Consider the following 14,693-nt stretch of genomic DNA (forward strand, 5'->3'; position numbering starts at 1 on the left):
CGGATGTGAGCGCCCCGATGAGTGAAGCGGGAAACACCGCCTGGCGGGGGGTCGCGGCGGAGGACCGGGACGAGATCTCCGAACGGGTCTCCCTGCTGCTGCGGACCCGGTCCCGCCGCCTGCTCGGCGACCTGCTCCGCCCGCACCGCCGGGCGATCGCCGTGCTCACCGCGGTCATCGTCGTGTCCAACGCCGCCGGGCTGGCCCTGCCGTACCTGGTGAAGAGGGGGATCGACGACGGGATCCCGCCGATGCTGCGGGGACAGGGCGCGGGGACCCTGCTGGCCGTCGTGGCCGCGGTGCTGCTGGCCGCCCTCACACAGGCGCTCACCCGGCAGGCGTTCCTGCAGATGGCGGGACGGATCGGGCAGGACACCCTGCTGGAGCTGCGCCGCCGGGTCTTCGACCACTTCCAGCGGCTGTCGCTGTCGTTCCACGAGAAGTACACCTCCGGGCGGGTCATCTCCCGGCTGACCTCCGACGTGGACGCGATCGCCGAACTGCTCGACTCCGGGTTCGACGGCCTCGTCACCGCCGTGCTCACCCTGTGCGGCACCGCGGTCATGCTGCTGGTGCTCGACGTGCACCTCGGTCTGGTGGCGCTGCTGCCGCTGCCGGTCCTGCTGCTGTTCACCCGGTGGTTCCGCCGGGAGTCGAGCGTCACCTACCGGCGTACGCGGGAGGCCGTCGCACTGGTCATCGTCCACTTCGTCGAGTCGATGACCGGGATCCGGGCGGTGCAGGCGTTCCGCCGCGAGCCGCGCAACCAGGAGATCTTCGAACGGCTCAACGCGGACTACCGCGACGCCAACGTGCGTGGCTCGCGCCTCGTGGCCGTGTTCATGCCCGGCATCAAGCTGATCGGCAACGTCACGGTCGCCGCCGTCCTGCTGTACGGCGGCATGCTCGCCCTGCGCGGCACGGTCACGGTCGGCGTGCTCGCCGCGTTCCTGCTCTACCTGCGCCAGTTCTACGAACCGATGCAGGAGATCTCGCAGTTCTACAACGCCCTCCAGTCGGCGGGTGCGGCGCTGGAGAAGCTGTCGGGGGTGCTCGAGGAACGGCCGGCGGTGGCCGAGCCCGCTCGTCCGGCGCCGCTGCCGACCGCCGCCGGGGCACTGCGCTTCGAGACCGTCCGGTTCGCCTATGCCGAGGGCCCGCCGGTGCTGCCGCTGCTCGACCTGGAGATCCCCGCCGGGCAGACGGTCGCCGTCGTCGGCACGACCGGCGCGGGCAAGACCACGCTGGCCAAGCTCATCGCCCGGTTCCACGACCCGGTCGCCGGGCGGGTGCTGCTCGACGGCGTGGACCTGCGCGACCTCGACGAGGACACCCTGCGCCGCCACGTGGTGATGGTCACCCAGGAGAACTACCTGTTCAGCGGGACGATCGCGGACAACGTGCGGTTCGGGCGGCCCGGCGCGCCGGACGCGGAGATCGTGCGGGCCGTGGAGGCCATCGGCGCCCACACGTTCGTCTCCACCCTCCCCGAGGGGTACGAGACGCAGGTCGGCAAGCGCGGCGGCCGGATGTCGGCGGGGCAGCGGCAGCTCGTCGCCTTCGCCCGGGCCTTCCTCGCCGATCCCGCCGTGCTGATCCTGGACGAGGCCACCTCCAGCCTCGACGTGCCCAGCGAGCGGCTCGTGCAGCGGGCGCTGCGGACGATCCTCGCCGACCGGACCGCGCTGATCATCGCCCACCGCCTGTCCACCGTCGAGATCGCCGACCGGGTGCTCGTCATGGAGCACGGCCGGATCGTGGAGGACGGCCCGCCCGACCGGCTGATCGCCCGCTCCGGGCGGTTCGCCCGCCTCCACCACGCCTGGCTCGACAGCCTCGCCTGACCGTCGCTTCGGCCGGCCCTGTGATCGTCAGTACTTGGGGCCCACGAACCGGTCGAGGCGGGCCACGGCGTCGCGTCTGGCCACCGAGATCTCGTCGGGTTTGTTGTGACGCCACGCGACGCCGAGGCGGTCCAGCGTCTCGCCGCACAGCCGGAGGATGTCGGCCGACTCGTTCTTGAACAGGTATCGCGGGTACTCGTACCACTTGTCCTCCCCGCCGACCGGCCGCCGGACCCGGTTCGTCCCCCGGTAGCCGTCCGAGTGGATGAGCCCGCGTGCGAAGAGACCCGGATGTTCGGCGACGATCTCCTCCTGCCAGCCCGCCAGCACGATGGCCCGCTGATGCTTCTTCCCCGGCCCATGCTGCGGAAAGAGATGGGGCCAGTGCATCGAATAACTGTTGACCTCGCTGCAGCCCTGCTTCTGGAGGACGCGGACCCGGTTGAGCGGGCGGATCGCCGTCATCGCCCGCGCGCATTCGTCCCGGAGGCCGGGCCACGAGTCCGCACATGATTCGCAGTGACCAGACCCGCTTGCCCGGGTCGCCTACCACGCTGATGCAGCCGTCTCCCAGATACAGGCCCAGCAGATAGGCGTAGGCACCGGGCGGCTCCGGCATTGTGGGGATCTCCTCGCAGCGCGGGCAGGTCGCGGCCCGGGCGGGAAGCCGCTCGGGGTGGTCCCGCCACTCACGGAGCGTCGAGATGGAGATGCCGAGTTGACGGCTCGTCTGCGTCAGGGTGAGACCGGAGGCGAGGAGACGGAGAGCTCGGCGGCGAGTCGAGGGGTCGTACACGCGCCTGATCGTGACAGTCGCCACCGACAGTTTCCGAGTGGACGCGAAGAGTGAAAAGTGCCCCGGGTGGGACTCGAACCCACACTGTACGGGTTTTGAATCCGCTCCCTCATGCCAATTGGGGTACCGGGGCTTCAATCCGGACTTTACCTACTTTGTCCGAACCCGTCGCGCAGCAGCCTACCAAACAGGTGATCACTCACGAGGCCCCTGGCGTGGTTCCAATGTAGCGGACATCGGTAACCTCTTGTGCGTGAGTACGCAGCGGCGAGTGGTGATCGCGGAAGACGAGGCGCTGATCCGCCTCGACCTGAAGGAGATGCTCGAAGAGGATGGCTACGCCGTGGTCGGGGAGGCCGGGGACGGAGAGACGGCGGTCAAACTGGCCCTGGAGCTCCGTCCGGACCTGGTGATCCTGGATGTGAAGATGCCGGTGCTCGACGGGATCTCCGCGGCGGAGCGCATCGTGTCGGAACGGATCGCCCCCTGTCTCATCCTCACCGCGTTCTCGCAGCGCGACCTGGTGGAGCGGGCCAGGGACGCGGGGGCCATGGCCTATCTGGTCAAGCCGTTCACCAAGGGCGACCTGGTCCCCGCGATCGAGATGGCGGTCAGCCGGCACGAGGAGATGGCCGCGCTGGAGAAGGAGGTCTCCACGCTGTCGGAGCGGCTGGAGACCAGGAAGCTGGTGGAGCGGGCGAAGGGCCTGCTCATGGCCCAGCACGGGTGGACCGAGCCGCAGGCGTTCCGGTGGATCCAGAAGGCGTCGATGGACCGGCGCATGAGCATGCGCCAGGTGGCGCAGATCGTGGTGAACGAGAACGGCGGCGGGGCCCCGGCGTCCGCCTGACCACGTGCCCGTGCTGATCGTCTAGGAGAAGACTCCTGGTCAGGGGCGTGCGCCGCTAAGTTGAGGAGTTATTACGACTCCGCATCCAAGTGCGGACAGTTCTGATGCATCCCTGGTCCGGGGCGCCCCCGCCTATGTACCTTTCAGCCAGTCGATCGGGACAGTCGGCAGCGCTGACGGATTCCCGGGCCTGGATGAAGGAGATGCTTTCATGATCCGCATTGCCCCCCTCGGGCGGGCTCTGGCCGTCGCCGCGGCCGCCACCCTCGCGCTGGCGGCCTGTGGCGGTGGCGAGGACAGCGCCGCCCCGAGTGCCTCGGCCCCGGCGCCGGCGGCCTCCTCGGCGGCCCCCGCCGCCGCGCAGGGCGACGGCGTCCTCACCATCGGCACGTTGCTGCCCCAGACCGGTTCGCTCGCCTTCCTCGGCCCACCGGAGTTCGCCGGTGTGAAGCTGGCCGTGAAGGAGATCAACGACGCCGGCGGTGTCCTCGGCAAGCCGGTGACCGAGATCGACACGGACTCGGGTGACACCTCCACCAACATTGCCTCCCAGTCTGTCGACAAGTTGCTGCAGCAGAAGGCCGACGTGGTCGTGGGCGCCGCGTCGTCCTCGGTGTCGCTGTCGGTCATCGACAAGATCACTGGTGCGGGGGTCGTGCAGATCTCGCCGGCGAACACCTCCGACCAGTTCACCACGTACGACGACAAGGGCCTGTACTTCCGCACCGCGCCGCCGGACGTGCTGCAGGGCCGGGTGCTCGGCGACCTGATCCTCGCCGACGGCAACGACACGGTGGGCATCCTCGCCCTCCAGGACGCGTACGGCACGGGCCTGGCCGACAACGTGCAGAAGGCGGTCGAGGGCGGCGGCGGCGAGGTCGTGGAGAAGGTCATCTACGACCCGAAGGCGGCCGACTACTCGGCCGACGTCGCCAAGATCAAGGAGAAGAACCCCAAGGCCGTCGCGCTGATCGGGTTCGACGAGACCAAGAAGATCGTCCCCGAGCTGGTCAAGCAGGGCCTGACCGCCAAGAAGGTGAAGTACTACTTCGTCGACGGCAACCTGCACAACTACGGCACCGGCAAGGACGGGTTCCCCAAGGGCACGCTCGACGGCGCGAAGGGCACCCAGCCGGGCGCCCAGGTCTCCGACGACTTCAAGGACAAGCTGAAGTCGGTCGACCCGAGCCTGAAGGACTTCAACTACGGCCCCGAGTCGTACGACGCCACGATCCTCACCGCGCTCGCGGCGATCGCCGCCAAGAGCGACGCCGGCAAGGACATCGCGGCCCACCTGAAGGAGGTGTCCACCGGCGGCGAGAAGTGCAAGGACTTCAAGTCCTGCGCCGACCTGCTGGCCGCCGGCAAGGACATCGACTTCGACGGCGCGTCGGGCCCGATCGAGTTCAACGACGCCGGTGACCCGGCCGAGGCCACGATCGGCATCTACGAGTACGGCGCCGACAACAACAACAAGAACACCGCCTTCAACACCGGCAAGATCGCCGGCTAGGCGGGCGGCACGACGGTGACGGGGGCGGGCCGGTCCGACCGGCCCGCCCCCGCGCGTCATCCGGGCGGACCGGGTTCCGTCATCGCCGGCCGGTCCGGCTCGCGGTACCCGGACGCCTGGATCGTGAACATGCGGGCGTAGACGCCGCCCGCGGCCATCAGCTCGTCGTGCGTGCCCTGCTCGGCGACGACGCCGTTCTCCAGGACGACCAGCACGTCGGCGTCGCGCACCGCGCCGAGGCGGTGGGAGATGAGCAGGCTCGTCCGGCCCCGGTGGTGCTCCTTCAGCCTGGTGTGCAGTTCGTGCTCGGCCTCGGCGTCCAGCCCCGAGCTCGGCTCGTCGAGGATCAGCACGTCGCGGTCGCCGCGCAGCATCGCCCGCGCGACGGCGACCCGCTGTCCCTGCCCTCCGGACAGGAAGACGCCCTCCTCGTCGTCGGAGGAGTCGAAGAACACCCGGGTGATCAGGGTGTCGTATCCCCGGGGCAGCGCCGCGACGAACTCCTCCGCCCCGGCCCTGCGCGCCGCCTCCCGCACCGCCGCCCGGTCGGTGAACCTGTCCAGGTCGCCGAGCCCGATGTTCTCGCCGGCGGTCATGTCGTACTGCATGTAGTCCTGGAAGACGCCGGAGATCCGGGCGCGCAGGACGGCCGGGTCGATCTCCCGCAGGTCCACCCCGTCCCACAGCACGGCGCCCTTTTCCGGGTCGTAGAACCGGCACAGCAACTTGACCAGTGTGCTCTTGCCCGATCCGTTGCCGCCGACGAGGCCGACGCCGCGGCCGTACGGCACCACCAGGCTGACCCCGCGCAGGACCCACGGATGTTCGGGGCCGTACCTGAACCACACGTCGCGGAACTCGATGCCGCCCGTGAGCGGGGGGAGCTCACGCCTGGTTCCCCGCAGGTCGGGCTCGGTGCCCACCACCGCCAGGTAGTGCTGGAAGAGCAGCAACCGGCGCGCGGCGACGGCGATCTCGGTGATGATGCCGGACAGGCCCGCCTGCACGCCCGCGACGGACGCCACGAACATGGACACGTCGCCGACGGACAGCGCCCCCCGCCCGGCCTGAGTGATCGCCCAGACCAGTCCGCCCCCCGCCACCAGGGCGGCCGTCAGGCCGAGAGCGAGCTGGATCCGCAGCTCGCTCCGGTCGAGCCCGCGCCGCTCGCGCTCCGCGACCGACCGCTCGCGCAGCATGCGGTCGTGCAGGAACGCGGCCAGCCCGAAGAGGCGGATCTCCTTGGCCGCGTTGGCGCTCGACAACAGGGTGGCGTAGAGGAACTCGCGTCGTTCCACCGGGCCCAGCCGCCAGTCGGAGGCGGCCCGGCGGCGGGCCAGCACGAGTTCGGCGCCGAGGACCGGCACCGCGCCGAGCAGCAGCACCACCGCCATCGGAGGGCTGATCGTCAGCAGCGAGACCAGGAAGCCGGCCAGGGTGATCAGGCCGCCGGCGACGGCGAACACGGCGTTCAGCACCTGGCCCGGGGTCGACCCGCCGGCCTGGGTGGCCAGCCGGAGCCGGTCGATGAAGGCGGGGTCCTCGAACCGGGCGAGCCCGCTCAGCCGGCTCACGGCCGTGTAGAGCCGGTCCTGCGCCAGCAGGCTGATCCGCCGGTCCAGCTCGTTCCCGGCGAACCGCCGTACGGAGGGCTGTACGCCTGCCACCAGGCCGAGCGCCATCAGCGCCAGCGCGGGGCCCAGCACGTCCGGCAGCGCGCCCGGGCCGCCGGCCAGCCGGTCCAGCACCAGTTTGGTCAGCCAGGCGACGGCCACCGGAACGCCGGACGAGACGGCGGTGACGGCGGCGATCGACACGGCCCAGACGGCTCCGGCCCGCCACGCCATCGTCAGCGCGATCCACGGCCCGGCCGGGGGACGGCGCCACCGCACGCGACGTTCCTGCGACCGCTTCACCCGAACAGATTCGGTCATGGAAAATCGCCTGACAAGAGCTTGAATTTGCCCGGGCCGCCGGTATTATGCGCCGCCTTTTCCGGAAGCCGGCCCGTGCGAGCGGTATGGCCGGGCGTATTCGGTGAATGACTCTCCGTCGTTCCGGCTCGTACGGAATGCCTTGACCCTTCTGTCTGCGCCGTGTAACCATCCGAGAGAAGTTCACGTTCGGATAATGCAGGAGAAGGAGGGAAATGTTCGAGTCGATGGCACGGCTCGGCGACCGGCTGCTCGGCAGGCTGGTGCCCAGAGTGACGGCGAGCGCGGCCTGCACCAACTGCTTCGGGTGCTGGGAGCAGGGCTGCGGCTGTCAGGGAAACAACAGGTGGGCCTATCGATACTGCTGGCAGTGTCAGAGCGGCGGCTGTATCGCGGTGTTCAGCACCTGCGTCTCGTCGTCCAACTGCCTGTGAAATGCCGGGTTGCGCCTGCCGCTGCAGGCGGGCGCGGCCCCCGCGTTTCCGTGTCTGTAACGTGAATTCAACCTACGGGAGCGAGCTCATGTCGTTGCTGGTGGCCGGATTGGTCGCGGTGGGGGCCGTCGCGATAATCGACCTGCTGCTCACGGTGGCCGTTATCCGCCGGCTGCGCGAGCATTCGGACCTGTTGCGGCAGACGATGAATTCCGGCTTCTCCGCGTCCGTCGTGGCGCCGGTCGGGACGGAAATCGGAGCGTTCACGGCGACGACGACGACCGGTGCCACCATCGGAGACGGGGACGTGGCCTCGGGGACGGTGGTCGCCTTCCTGTCGGCCGGATGTGAGCCCTGCCGGACCAGGCTGCCGCAGTTCGTGGCGTACGCGAAGAACGCGGATCTGCGCGCCGTGGCGGTGATGATGGACGGGGACCGCGACGACCCGCGCTTCCAGGAGATGCTCTCGGCTCTGGAGTCCGTGGGCGAGGTGATCGTGGAGGAGTTCGGCAAGCCCGTCTGGCAGGCGTTCCGCGTCCAGGGCACCCCCGCCTTCGTCGCGACCGGGAACGGCAGGATCGTCTCGACGGACCTGCCGGGGGCGCCCGACCCGGTGCTCGCGTGACCGGCGGGACGCGGCCGTGAGACCGGTCCGCCACCCGCTGCCCGGGTCCCCGCACAGGGTGGAGCGCCGGGTGGTGACGGCGGCGCTCGTGGCGGCCGTCGCCGTGGCGGCCGCGCTCGTCGTCCGGCGCTGTCTCGTCGTGGTCGACCTGGTGGGCCGGAGCATGGAGCCGGCCTACCGCGACGGCGACCGGCTGCTCGTACGCCGGAGCCGGCGCCCGCGGGCGGACGACGTGGTGGTGTTCTTCAACCCCCTGGCGGCGGCGGGCAGCACGGGCCGCCCGGGCCGGGCGTGGATGGTCAAACGCGTCGTCGCGGTCGCGGGGGAGCCCGTCCCCGAGGAGGTCGCGGCGGGAGAGCGGGTGGCGGGAGGGGACGGCACGGGCTCGCCGCGCGTGCCGCCCGGTCACATGGTGGTGCTGGGCGACAACCGCGGCCACAGCCTGGACTCCCGTCAGCTCGGCCCGGTTCCCGTCGGCCTGGTGCTGGGCCGGGTCGTGCGGCGGATCTCGGGGGGCCGGTGAGATGACGTTCCCCCAGCACGCCGTCCAGGTCCTGCTGATCGCGATCTTCACGGTCTCCGCGTCAGGGAAGGCCAGGGACCCGGGGAGCTTCGCGCGGTCGCTGGAGGCGCTGCGCGTCGTGCCGCGCGCCGCCGTCCTGCCGGTCGCGTGGGCCGTCGTCCTCGCCGAGGGGGTCACGGCCGTGCTCCTCGGGGCGTCCTTCGCGCGTGCGTGGCTGGCGCCGTACGGGCTGGTCCTGGCGGCGGCGCTGCTGGCCGTGCTCACGGCCGGGCTCGTGGTCGCGCTGCGGAGCGGGCGGCGGGCCCGCTGTCACTGCTTCGGCAGGAGCGGAGCCGTCGTCGGGAGACGGCACGTCGTGCGCAACCTCCTCCTGGCGGCCGCGGCGCTCGCGGTCGCGCCGGGGGAGCCCGCCGGTTTCGCGCCCACGGGATGGTTCGCCCTCGCGGTGCTGGCGGGGCTCGCCGCCGCCGTGCTCGTGATCGCCATGGACGACATCGTCTCCCTGGTCACGCCTGTCACGGGCGCCGGCAGGTGACGCGGGCCGGCAGGTGACATCAGGGGCGGTCGCAGGCGGCCAGGACGGCGGCGGACGCCGTGCGGTACTCGCGCAGCAGGCGGGGCCGCCGGGAGTCCTCCGTACGGGCGAGGGAGAGGGTGCGGGCGAGCCGGTCGACGGCCCTGACGGCGGGAGCGGCCGGGGCGGGCAGCCGGGGACCGTACATCGCCAGCGTCCCGCGCAGGTAACCGAAACGGCCGCGTACGTCGCCGTCCCAGTGCTGGGCCTCCTCCTGCCCGGGGGGCAGCAGCGACAGCCCCAGATAGCCGACGGCCGACACGACGCGGGCGCAGGGGTCGTCCCCGGACTCCGCCCCGGTCACGTACACGGCTCCCGCGGCGTCCGGCGAAGCGGTCGCGGGACGCGAGGCGGAGGCGGGGGCGGGGTGCGAGGCGGGTGCGGCCGAGGGCCCGTGGTCCGGTGACCGGCAGGCGGACAGGTTCGCGACGAGCGTGGTGACCGTTGTGACGACCAGCGCCGCCCGGAGGAAGCTTCGCGGCATACGCCTCATTGTGCGCGCGCAGGGTGCCGGTCGGATGCGGATACGGTCACAGCTCCACGACGAGGACCCCGGCGGAGGGTTCCCGCCGGGGTCCTGAGAAGGGGTCGTGCGGCCGGGCTCAGGCCCGCGCGAGCGTGCCCAGGTAGAGCTGGATGACCTTGGGGTCGTTGATCAGGTCGCGGCCGCTGGCCATGTAGGCGTTGCGGCCCTGGTCCAGCACGTAGCCGCGGTGGCAGATCTGCAGGCAGCGGCGGGCGTTCTGCTCCACCATGATCACGGTAACGCCGGCCTTGTTGATCTGCTGGGCCTGGATGAAGACCAGGTCCTGCAGCTTGGGCGACAGTCCCGCGGAGGGCTCGTCGAGCAGCAGGACCGACGGCTCGGTCATCAGCGCGCGGCCCATGGCGACCATCTGCCGCTCGCCGCCGGACAGCGAGCCCGCGCGCTGCTTGCGGCGTTCCCGCAGGGCGGGGAAGATCTCGCAGACGAACTCGAACCGCTCCTTGAACCTGCCGGGCACCTGGTAGGCGCCCATCTCCAGGTTCTCCTCGATGGTGAGGCTGGGGAAGACGTTGTTCGTCTGCGGGACGTAGCCCACCCCCCGGGACACCAGCGCGTGCGCCTTGAGGTTGGTGATGTCCTCGCCGTCCAGGGTGACCGAGCCGCTGCGTACGGGCACGAGCCCGAACAGGGTCTTGAGCAGGGTCGACTTCCCGGCGCCGTTGGGGCCGATGATGCCGATCAGCTCGCCCTTCTTCACGTACAGGTCGGCGCCGTTGAGGATGTTGACGCCGGGGATGTAACCGGCGTACAGCTCGTCGGCGCGCAGCAGCGCGCTCTCGGCCCCGGCGACGTGCTCGGAGCGGTCGGTGACGGCTGCCCGCGAGACGCCTCCGGCGTCGTCCGTCCCCTCAGCGGCCGACGCGGCCGCCGACGCGGCCGCCGACGTGGTCGCCTCCGCGGGCTCCGGCGTGACGGTGTCCTCCGGCGTGACGGGGCGGTCCGGCCCGGCTGCGCTCATGCCTTCTCCTCGATCTCGGCTTCCAGCTCGGCCTCGGCCTCCTGCAGCTGCTCCTCGAACTCCTCCGCCGACATCGGCGCGTCGTGGTGGGCGCCCAGGTAAGCGTCGACCACCCGCTGGTCGGACATGATGGTGTCCGGCGGCCCTTCCGCGATCACGGCGCCCTGCGCCATCACCACGACCCAGTCGCTGATGTCGCGGACCATGTCCATGTCGTGCTCGACGAAGAGCACCGTCATGCCCTCCTCGCGCAGGTCCTTCACGTGCGAGAGGAGCGACTGGGTCAGGGCCGGGTTCACGCCCGCCATGGGCTCGTCCAGCATGACCAGCTCGGGGCCGACCATCAGCGCCCGGGCCATCTCCAGCAGCTTGCGCTGGCCGCCGGACAGCGAGCCCGCGAAGTCGTCGCGCTTGGCGTCGAGCTTGAAGCGTTCGAGAAGCTCCTCGGCCCGCTCGGTGATCTCGTCCTCCTGGCGGCGCCAGCTGCCCGGGACGAGCGCGCGGAAGAAGTTCTCCCCGCGCTGGTTCTGCGCGCCGAGCCGCATGTTCTCCATCACCGTGAGCTTCGACAGCGCCTTGGTGAGCTGGAACGTGCGCACCATGCCCGTGCGGGCCACCCGGTGCGCGGGCACGCCCTTGAGCTGCCTGCCGTTGAAGGTCCACGACCCCTCGTCGGCGCTGTCGAAGCCCGTGAGCTGGTTGAAGAACGTCGTCTTGCCGGCGCCGTTCGGACCGATGAGCGCGGTGATCGACCCGCGCTGGATCTCCAGGTGGGCGACGTCGACGGCGGTGAGGCCGCCGAAGCGGCGTACGACGTTGTCGACGACGAGAATGGGGTCGGGCTTGGCGACCCCCGGCTCGCGATCGAGGCCCGCGAAGGCGGCCAGCGCCGCCGCCTTCTTCGTCGTGGTGCTGTCAGCGTGCATCGAGCGCGATCTCCCTCTTGTCGCCGAAGATGCCCTGGGGCCGGAAGATGAGCAGGAGCATCAGGCCGAGGCCGACCAGCATGAACCGGACGGCGCCGATGTTGTTCACGGTGAACAGCGAGGGGAGCAGCCCGGCCGAGACGGCCTCGCTGAGCGTGTTCCCGACGAAGACCAGCAGCACCCAGAAGATCGCGGCGCCGACGACGGGGCTGAAGACGCGGGCCGCGCCGCCGAGGATCACGATCGTGTACGCGTAGAAGGTGAACTCGGTGCTGAACAGGTCGGGCTGCACCGACGCCTGGCCGAGCGCGAACAGGAAGCCGCCGAGGCAGCCGACCAGGCCGCCGAGCACCAGGGCCTGCATCTTGTAGGAGAAGACGTTCTTGCCGAGGCTGCGCACGGCGTCCTCGTCCTCGCGGATGGCCTTGAGCACGCGGCCCCACGGGCTCTTCATGAGCAGGTAGACCAGCCCGCAGCAGATCGCGATGAGCACCCAGCCGACGGTCAGGATCCAGGTCACCCGCTCGTTGAAGCTGATCGGGCCGATGCCGTACGTGCCGGGGGCGTAGGGGTTCATCGCGAAGAAGTCGCCGGAGAAGTTCTGCCGGCCGTCCGAGCCGCCGAAGACGCTGCTGAACTTGACCGATCTGAAGACGAGCCGGACGATCTCGGCCGCCGCGATGGTGACGATCGCGAGGTAGTCGGCCCGCAGCCGCAGGGTGGGGATGCCGAGCAGGAAGGCCAGCACGATGGTGGCGGCCAGGCCGATCGCGATGCCCAGCCAGAACGGCAGGTGGAAGGTGGCGACCGTGACGGCCATGCCGTACGCGGCGACGCCGAGGAAGGCCGCCTGGCCGAAGTTGAGCAGCCCGGCGTAGCCGAACTGGATGTTGACGCCGATCGCGGCGAGCGCGTAGACGACGGTCTCCAGGCCGATCGAGGCCTTGACCGTGGTGATGAGGATTGCGTTCCAGTCCACGTGTGGTCTCCGATCAGCCGATGCGCTCGCGCCGGCCGAGAATGCCCTGTGGCCGGAAGAGCATGACGAGGATGAGCACCAGCAGCGCGCCGACGGTCTTCAGCTCGGTCGGCACCACGACGGTGGACAGCTGGATGAACAGGCCGACGACGATGGAGCCGACGAGGGCGCCGAACGCGGTGCCGAGGCCGCCGAGGGTGACACCCGCGAAGACGAGCAGCAGGATCTGGAAGCCCATCTGGTAGCTGACGTTCTGCGACAGGCCGAGCATGACGCCCGCGAGTGACGCGACCGCCCCGCCGACGGTCCAGATGATCCGGATGACCTGGTCGACGTTGATGCCGGAGGAGGCGGCCAGCGCGGGGTTGTCGGAGACCGCGCGGGCGGCCTTGCCGATGCGGGTCTTGAGCAGCGCGACACCGACGATCACGAGCACGAGCAGCTCGATGCCCATGGCGACGAAGTTCTTCGGCGCGGCGGAGATCGGGCCCACCTGGACGCCCGGCTGGGCGTTGTAGTCGGCGTAGGGCGCGCCCTCACCGCCGAAGAAGAACAGGAAGACGTACCGCAGGAACAGGGCCAGGCCGATCGAGATGATCATCATGGCCACGAGGCTGCTGCCTCTCCTGCGCAGCCGTCCCCAGAAGAACCGGTCCTGCCCGTACCCGAAGATCCCGCCGATCACGACGGAGAGCAGCGCGGCCCAGACGAGGTGGACCCCCACGACGACGTTGAAGAAGTAGGCGCACATCGCGCCGAACGTGAGCAGCTCGCCGTGGGCGAAGTTGGTGAGGCCGGTGGTGCCGAACACCAGCGACAGGCCCATCGCGGCGAGGGCGATGATGAGCCCGAGGTTGAAGCCCTCGAAGGTGAGCTGCGCGACCCGGTCCCAGAACGAGGTCCCCCCGTCGTCGGCGGCGGGCGCTGCGCCGCCCTTCGCTCCGGCCGGCGCGAGGGCGAACAGGACGTTCCGTACGCTGCCCTCGTAGACCTGCACGTCGAGCGTGGACCTGTCCTTGAACTTCAGGGCGACGCCCGCGGGGAGCGTGGACGTGTCAAGGGTGACCTTGTACTTGCCCGCCTTGGGTACGGGCACCTCCCACTTGCCGTCGGCACCCGAGGTGGCGTCGTCGACGGGTTTGCCGTCCTCCGCCACCACACTGATCTTCACGCCGTTCACCGGCTGGCCTTGGTTTTGGAGTGTGCCCTTCAGTGCCTCTCCGTCCGCCCACGCGGGGGCGGCGAGCAGAAAGACGAGTCCACCCATGAAGGCCGTGAACGCGATCACGGCTCTGCGCAATGGTGCTCCCTCTGATTCGAGTCGTGGCGGGGTCGTGCCCCAACTGCGGACGCGCAACATCGGACAGGTTCTGTCTTGTTGTGGCCGGAGCATAAGCCTGGGACGCCCGGTTCAGGGCTCCTCGTCACCAATCGGTGACCATGGTGTGTCACTGACGTGAGAAAAGGTTTCGCAGGTCAGCGGGCTGTCATGAGTCATCCGAGGCGACGGTGCTGGAGAACGGGCGGCGCGGAGAGACGTTGAGCCCGTGGGGCGACCTTTGGGACCGTACACAGCTTCCCCGGCTCCGCACGTTGTCTACTCGGTTCCCCACGGGCTCTGGAGCCACAACGCTAGCGACCGGAGCGACCCGCGTGCAAAGAGAGTCGCGAACCGTTCCGGTTTGGCCCTCGATGCGTCCCGAAAGTCGGTTGCGCCTCTTGTCCGCATGCCGAGGTCCCGGGGCGCGCGCGGGCCCGCTCATTCAGACCTGATGAGACAGGTGAGACGCGACGTGCAGACCATCCGGCCCTCGCCGTCGGTGATCTCGATGGCGTACGTCGCGAGCGTGCGCCCGCCGTGCACCCGGGTGGCGACGGCGGTGACGTGCCCGGACGTGGCGGCGCGGTGGTGGGTGGCGTTGATCTCGATGCCGACGACCCTGCGGCCCGGCCCGGCGTGCAGGGCGGCGCCGGTCGAGCCGAGCGTCTCGGCCAGCACGCACGAGGCGCCGCCGTGCAGCAGGCCGTACGGCTGGGTGTTGCCCTCGACGGGCATGCGGCCGACCACCCGCTCCGCGCTCGCCTCGAGGATCTCGATGCCCATGAGCCGGTGCAGGCCCGGAGCGGCGTTCATCTCCGCCATGAACTGGCCGGGATTCGTCAAGGTCAAGGGGACGCCTCCGGTGGGAA

Annotated in this window: 15 protein-coding genes, 1 tRNA gene and 1 pseudogene; 7 read left to right on the forward strand and 10 right to left on the reverse strand. The window is 70.4% G+C overall.

The genetic code is table 11. The features are described from left to right. The first annotated feature begins 17 nt into the window (after positions 1 to 17). Positions 18 to 1,844 carry an ABC transporter ATP-binding protein gene (locus tag HHX33_RS27605; protein ID WP_220502265.1) on the forward strand — a complete coding sequence of 609 codons (1,827 nt, stop codon included), beginning with the start codon at positions 18 to 20 and terminating at the stop codon, positions 1,842 to 1,844. Between the two features lie 27 nt (positions 1,845 to 1,871). On the opposite strand, the gene HHX33_RS37425 is transcribed toward HHX33_RS27605, so the two are convergent. From HHX33_RS37425 to HHX33_RS27615, 3 genes and pseudogenes are all read right to left on the reverse strand, one after another. After that, positions 1,872 to 2,309, reverse strand: a complete 438-nt coding sequence (locus tag HHX33_RS37425) for a hypothetical protein (protein WP_310741556.1) — start codon at positions 2,307 to 2,309, stop codon at positions 1,872 to 1,874. A gap of 262 nt (positions 2,310 to 2,571) precedes the next feature. Next, a pseudogene (locus tag HHX33_RS37770) lies at positions 2,572 to 2,664 on the reverse strand (hypothetical protein); the annotation flags it as partial. Positions 2,665 to 2,698: 34 nt separating this feature from the next. After that, positions 2,699 to 2,773, reverse strand: a tRNA-Leu gene (locus tag HHX33_RS27615). A 120-nt stretch (positions 2,774 to 2,893) separates the two neighbouring features. Here HHX33_RS27615 and HHX33_RS27620 point away from each other — a divergent pair. Both HHX33_RS27620 and HHX33_RS27625 read left to right on the forward strand, forming a co-directional pair. Continuing rightward, positions 2,894 to 3,490 carry an ANTAR domain-containing response regulator gene (locus HHX33_RS27620; RefSeq protein WP_310737881.1) on the forward strand — a complete coding sequence of 199 codons (597 nt, stop codon included), beginning with the start codon at positions 2,894 to 2,896 and terminating at the stop codon, positions 3,488 to 3,490. Between the two features lie 211 nt (positions 3,491 to 3,701). Beyond that, positions 3,702 to 5,003: an ABC transporter substrate-binding protein gene (locus HHX33_RS27625; protein WP_182877145.1), complete on the forward strand. Its 1,302-nt coding sequence runs from the start codon at positions 3,702 to 3,704 to the stop codon at positions 5,001 to 5,003. A gap of 56 nt (positions 5,004 to 5,059) precedes the next feature. Here the strand turns inward: HHX33_RS27625 and HHX33_RS27630 are convergent, their stop codons facing one another. After that, positions 5,060 to 6,937, reverse strand: coding sequence for an ABC transporter ATP-binding protein (locus tag HHX33_RS27630; protein ID WP_220502266.1), 1,878 nt, complete (start codon positions 6,935 to 6,937; stop codon positions 5,060 to 5,062). A 215-nt stretch (positions 6,938 to 7,152) separates the two neighbouring features. Here HHX33_RS27630 and HHX33_RS27635 point away from each other — a divergent pair, with 215 nt between their 5' ends. The 4 genes from HHX33_RS27635 (at position 7,153) to HHX33_RS27650 (ending at position 9,054) form a co-directional block, all read left to right on the forward strand. After that, on the forward strand, positions 7,153 to 7,371 hold the full coding sequence (locus HHX33_RS27635; protein WP_117408730.1) for a hypothetical protein: 219 nt from the start codon (positions 7,153 to 7,155) through the stop codon (positions 7,369 to 7,371). 88 nt (positions 7,372 to 7,459) lie between these two features. Then, positions 7,460 to 7,996, forward strand: a complete 537-nt coding sequence (locus HHX33_RS27640) for a TlpA family protein disulfide reductase (protein WP_117408731.1) — start codon at positions 7,460 to 7,462, stop codon at positions 7,994 to 7,996. Positions 7,997 to 8,012: 16 nt separating this feature from the next. Beyond that, the gene (locus HHX33_RS27645) at positions 8,013 to 8,519 is read left to right on the forward strand and encodes a S26 family signal peptidase (RefSeq protein WP_220502267.1); all 507 of its coding nucleotides are present in this window, start codon (positions 8,013 to 8,015) and stop codon (positions 8,517 to 8,519) included. Between the two features lies 1 nt (position 8,520). Then, entirely contained in the window at positions 8,521 to 9,054 is a 534-nt protein-coding gene (locus tag HHX33_RS27650; RefSeq protein WP_182877146.1) for a MauE/DoxX family redox-associated membrane protein, read from the forward strand. Between the two features lie 19 nt (positions 9,055 to 9,073). Here HHX33_RS27650 and HHX33_RS27655 read toward each other — a convergent pair whose 3' ends face one another. The 6 genes from HHX33_RS27655 to HHX33_RS27680 form a co-directional block, all read right to left on the reverse strand. Beyond that, positions 9,074 to 9,577 carry a hypothetical protein gene (locus HHX33_RS27655; protein ID WP_182877147.1) on the reverse strand — a complete coding sequence of 168 codons (504 nt, stop codon included), beginning with the start codon at positions 9,575 to 9,577 and terminating at the stop codon, positions 9,074 to 9,076. 118 nt (positions 9,578 to 9,695) lie between these two features. Further along, a complete protein-coding gene (locus HHX33_RS27660; protein ID WP_182877148.1) occupies positions 9,696 to 10,598 on the reverse strand; it encodes an ABC transporter ATP-binding protein in 903 nt (300 codons plus the stop codon). Further along, the gene (locus tag HHX33_RS27665; RefSeq protein ID WP_117408736.1) at positions 10,595 to 11,524 is read right to left on the reverse strand and encodes an ABC transporter ATP-binding protein; all 930 of its coding nucleotides are present in this window, start codon (positions 11,522 to 11,524) and stop codon (positions 10,595 to 10,597) included. The genes HHX33_RS27660 and HHX33_RS27665 overlap by 4 nt, the downstream gene beginning before the upstream one ends. Next, on the reverse strand, positions 11,514 to 12,503 hold the full coding sequence (locus HHX33_RS27670) for a branched-chain amino acid ABC transporter permease (RefSeq protein ID WP_117408737.1): 990 nt from the start codon (positions 12,501 to 12,503) through the stop codon (positions 11,514 to 11,516). Before HHX33_RS27670 ends, HHX33_RS27665 begins: the two co-directional genes overlap by 11 nt. 13 nt (positions 12,504 to 12,516) lie before the next feature. Next, complete coding sequence (locus HHX33_RS27675; RefSeq protein WP_259402912.1) at positions 12,517 to 13,803, reverse strand: branched-chain amino acid ABC transporter permease; 1,287 nt, start codon at positions 13,801 to 13,803, stop codon at positions 12,517 to 12,519. A 459-nt stretch (positions 13,804 to 14,262) separates the two neighbouring features. Further along, positions 14,263 to 14,646, reverse strand: a complete 384-nt coding sequence (locus HHX33_RS27680) for a PaaI family thioesterase (RefSeq protein ID WP_182877175.1) — start codon at positions 14,644 to 14,646, stop codon at positions 14,263 to 14,265. Positions 14,647 to 14,693 lie beyond the last annotated feature (47 nt).

Source organism: Microbispora sp. H10670, from assembly GCF_014161385.1.
Taxonomy (GTDB): Bacteria; Actinomycetota; Actinomycetes; order Streptosporangiales; family Streptosporangiaceae; genus Microbispora; species Microbispora triticiradicis.

Bases quoted from the DNA above. Each gene is read 5' to 3' on its own strand.
- HHX33_RS27605 (WP_220502265.1), top strand. From the start codon at position 18: ATGAGTGAAGCGGGAAACACCGCCTGGCGGGGGGTCGCGGCGGAGGAC.
- HHX33_RS37425 (WP_310741556.1), bottom strand. From the start codon at position 2,309: ATGACGGCGATCCGCCCGCTCAACCGGGTCCGCGTCCTCCAGAAGCAG.
- HHX33_RS27625 (WP_182877145.1), top strand. From the start codon at position 3,702: ATGATCCGCATTGCCCCCCTCGGGCGGGCTCTGGCCGTCGCCGCGGCC.
- HHX33_RS27630 (WP_220502266.1), bottom strand. From the start codon at position 6,937: ATGACCGAATCTGTTCGGGTGAAGCGGTCGCAGGAACGTCGCGTGCGG.
- HHX33_RS27635 (WP_117408730.1), top strand. From the start codon at position 7,153: ATGTTCGAGTCGATGGCACGGCTCGGCGACCGGCTGCTCGGCAGGCTG.
- HHX33_RS27640 (WP_117408731.1), top strand. From the start codon at position 7,460: ATGTCGTTGCTGGTGGCCGGATTGGTCGCGGTGGGGGCCGTCGCGATA.
- HHX33_RS27650 (WP_182877146.1), top strand. From the start codon at position 8,521: ATGACGTTCCCCCAGCACGCCGTCCAGGTCCTGCTGATCGCGATCTTC.
- HHX33_RS27655 (WP_182877147.1), bottom strand. From the start codon at position 9,577: ATGCCGCGAAGCTTCCTCCGGGCGGCGCTGGTCGTCACAACGGTCACC.
- HHX33_RS27660 (WP_182877148.1), bottom strand. From the start codon at position 10,598: ATGAGCGCAGCCGGGCCGGACCGCCCCGTCACGCCGGAGGACACCGTC.
- HHX33_RS27665 (WP_117408736.1), bottom strand. From the start codon at position 11,524: ATGCACGCTGACAGCACCACGACGAAGAAGGCGGCGGCGCTGGCCGCC.
- HHX33_RS27680 (WP_182877175.1), bottom strand. From the start codon at position 14,646: ATGGCGGAGATGAACGCCGCTCCGGGCCTGCACCGGCTCATGGGCATC.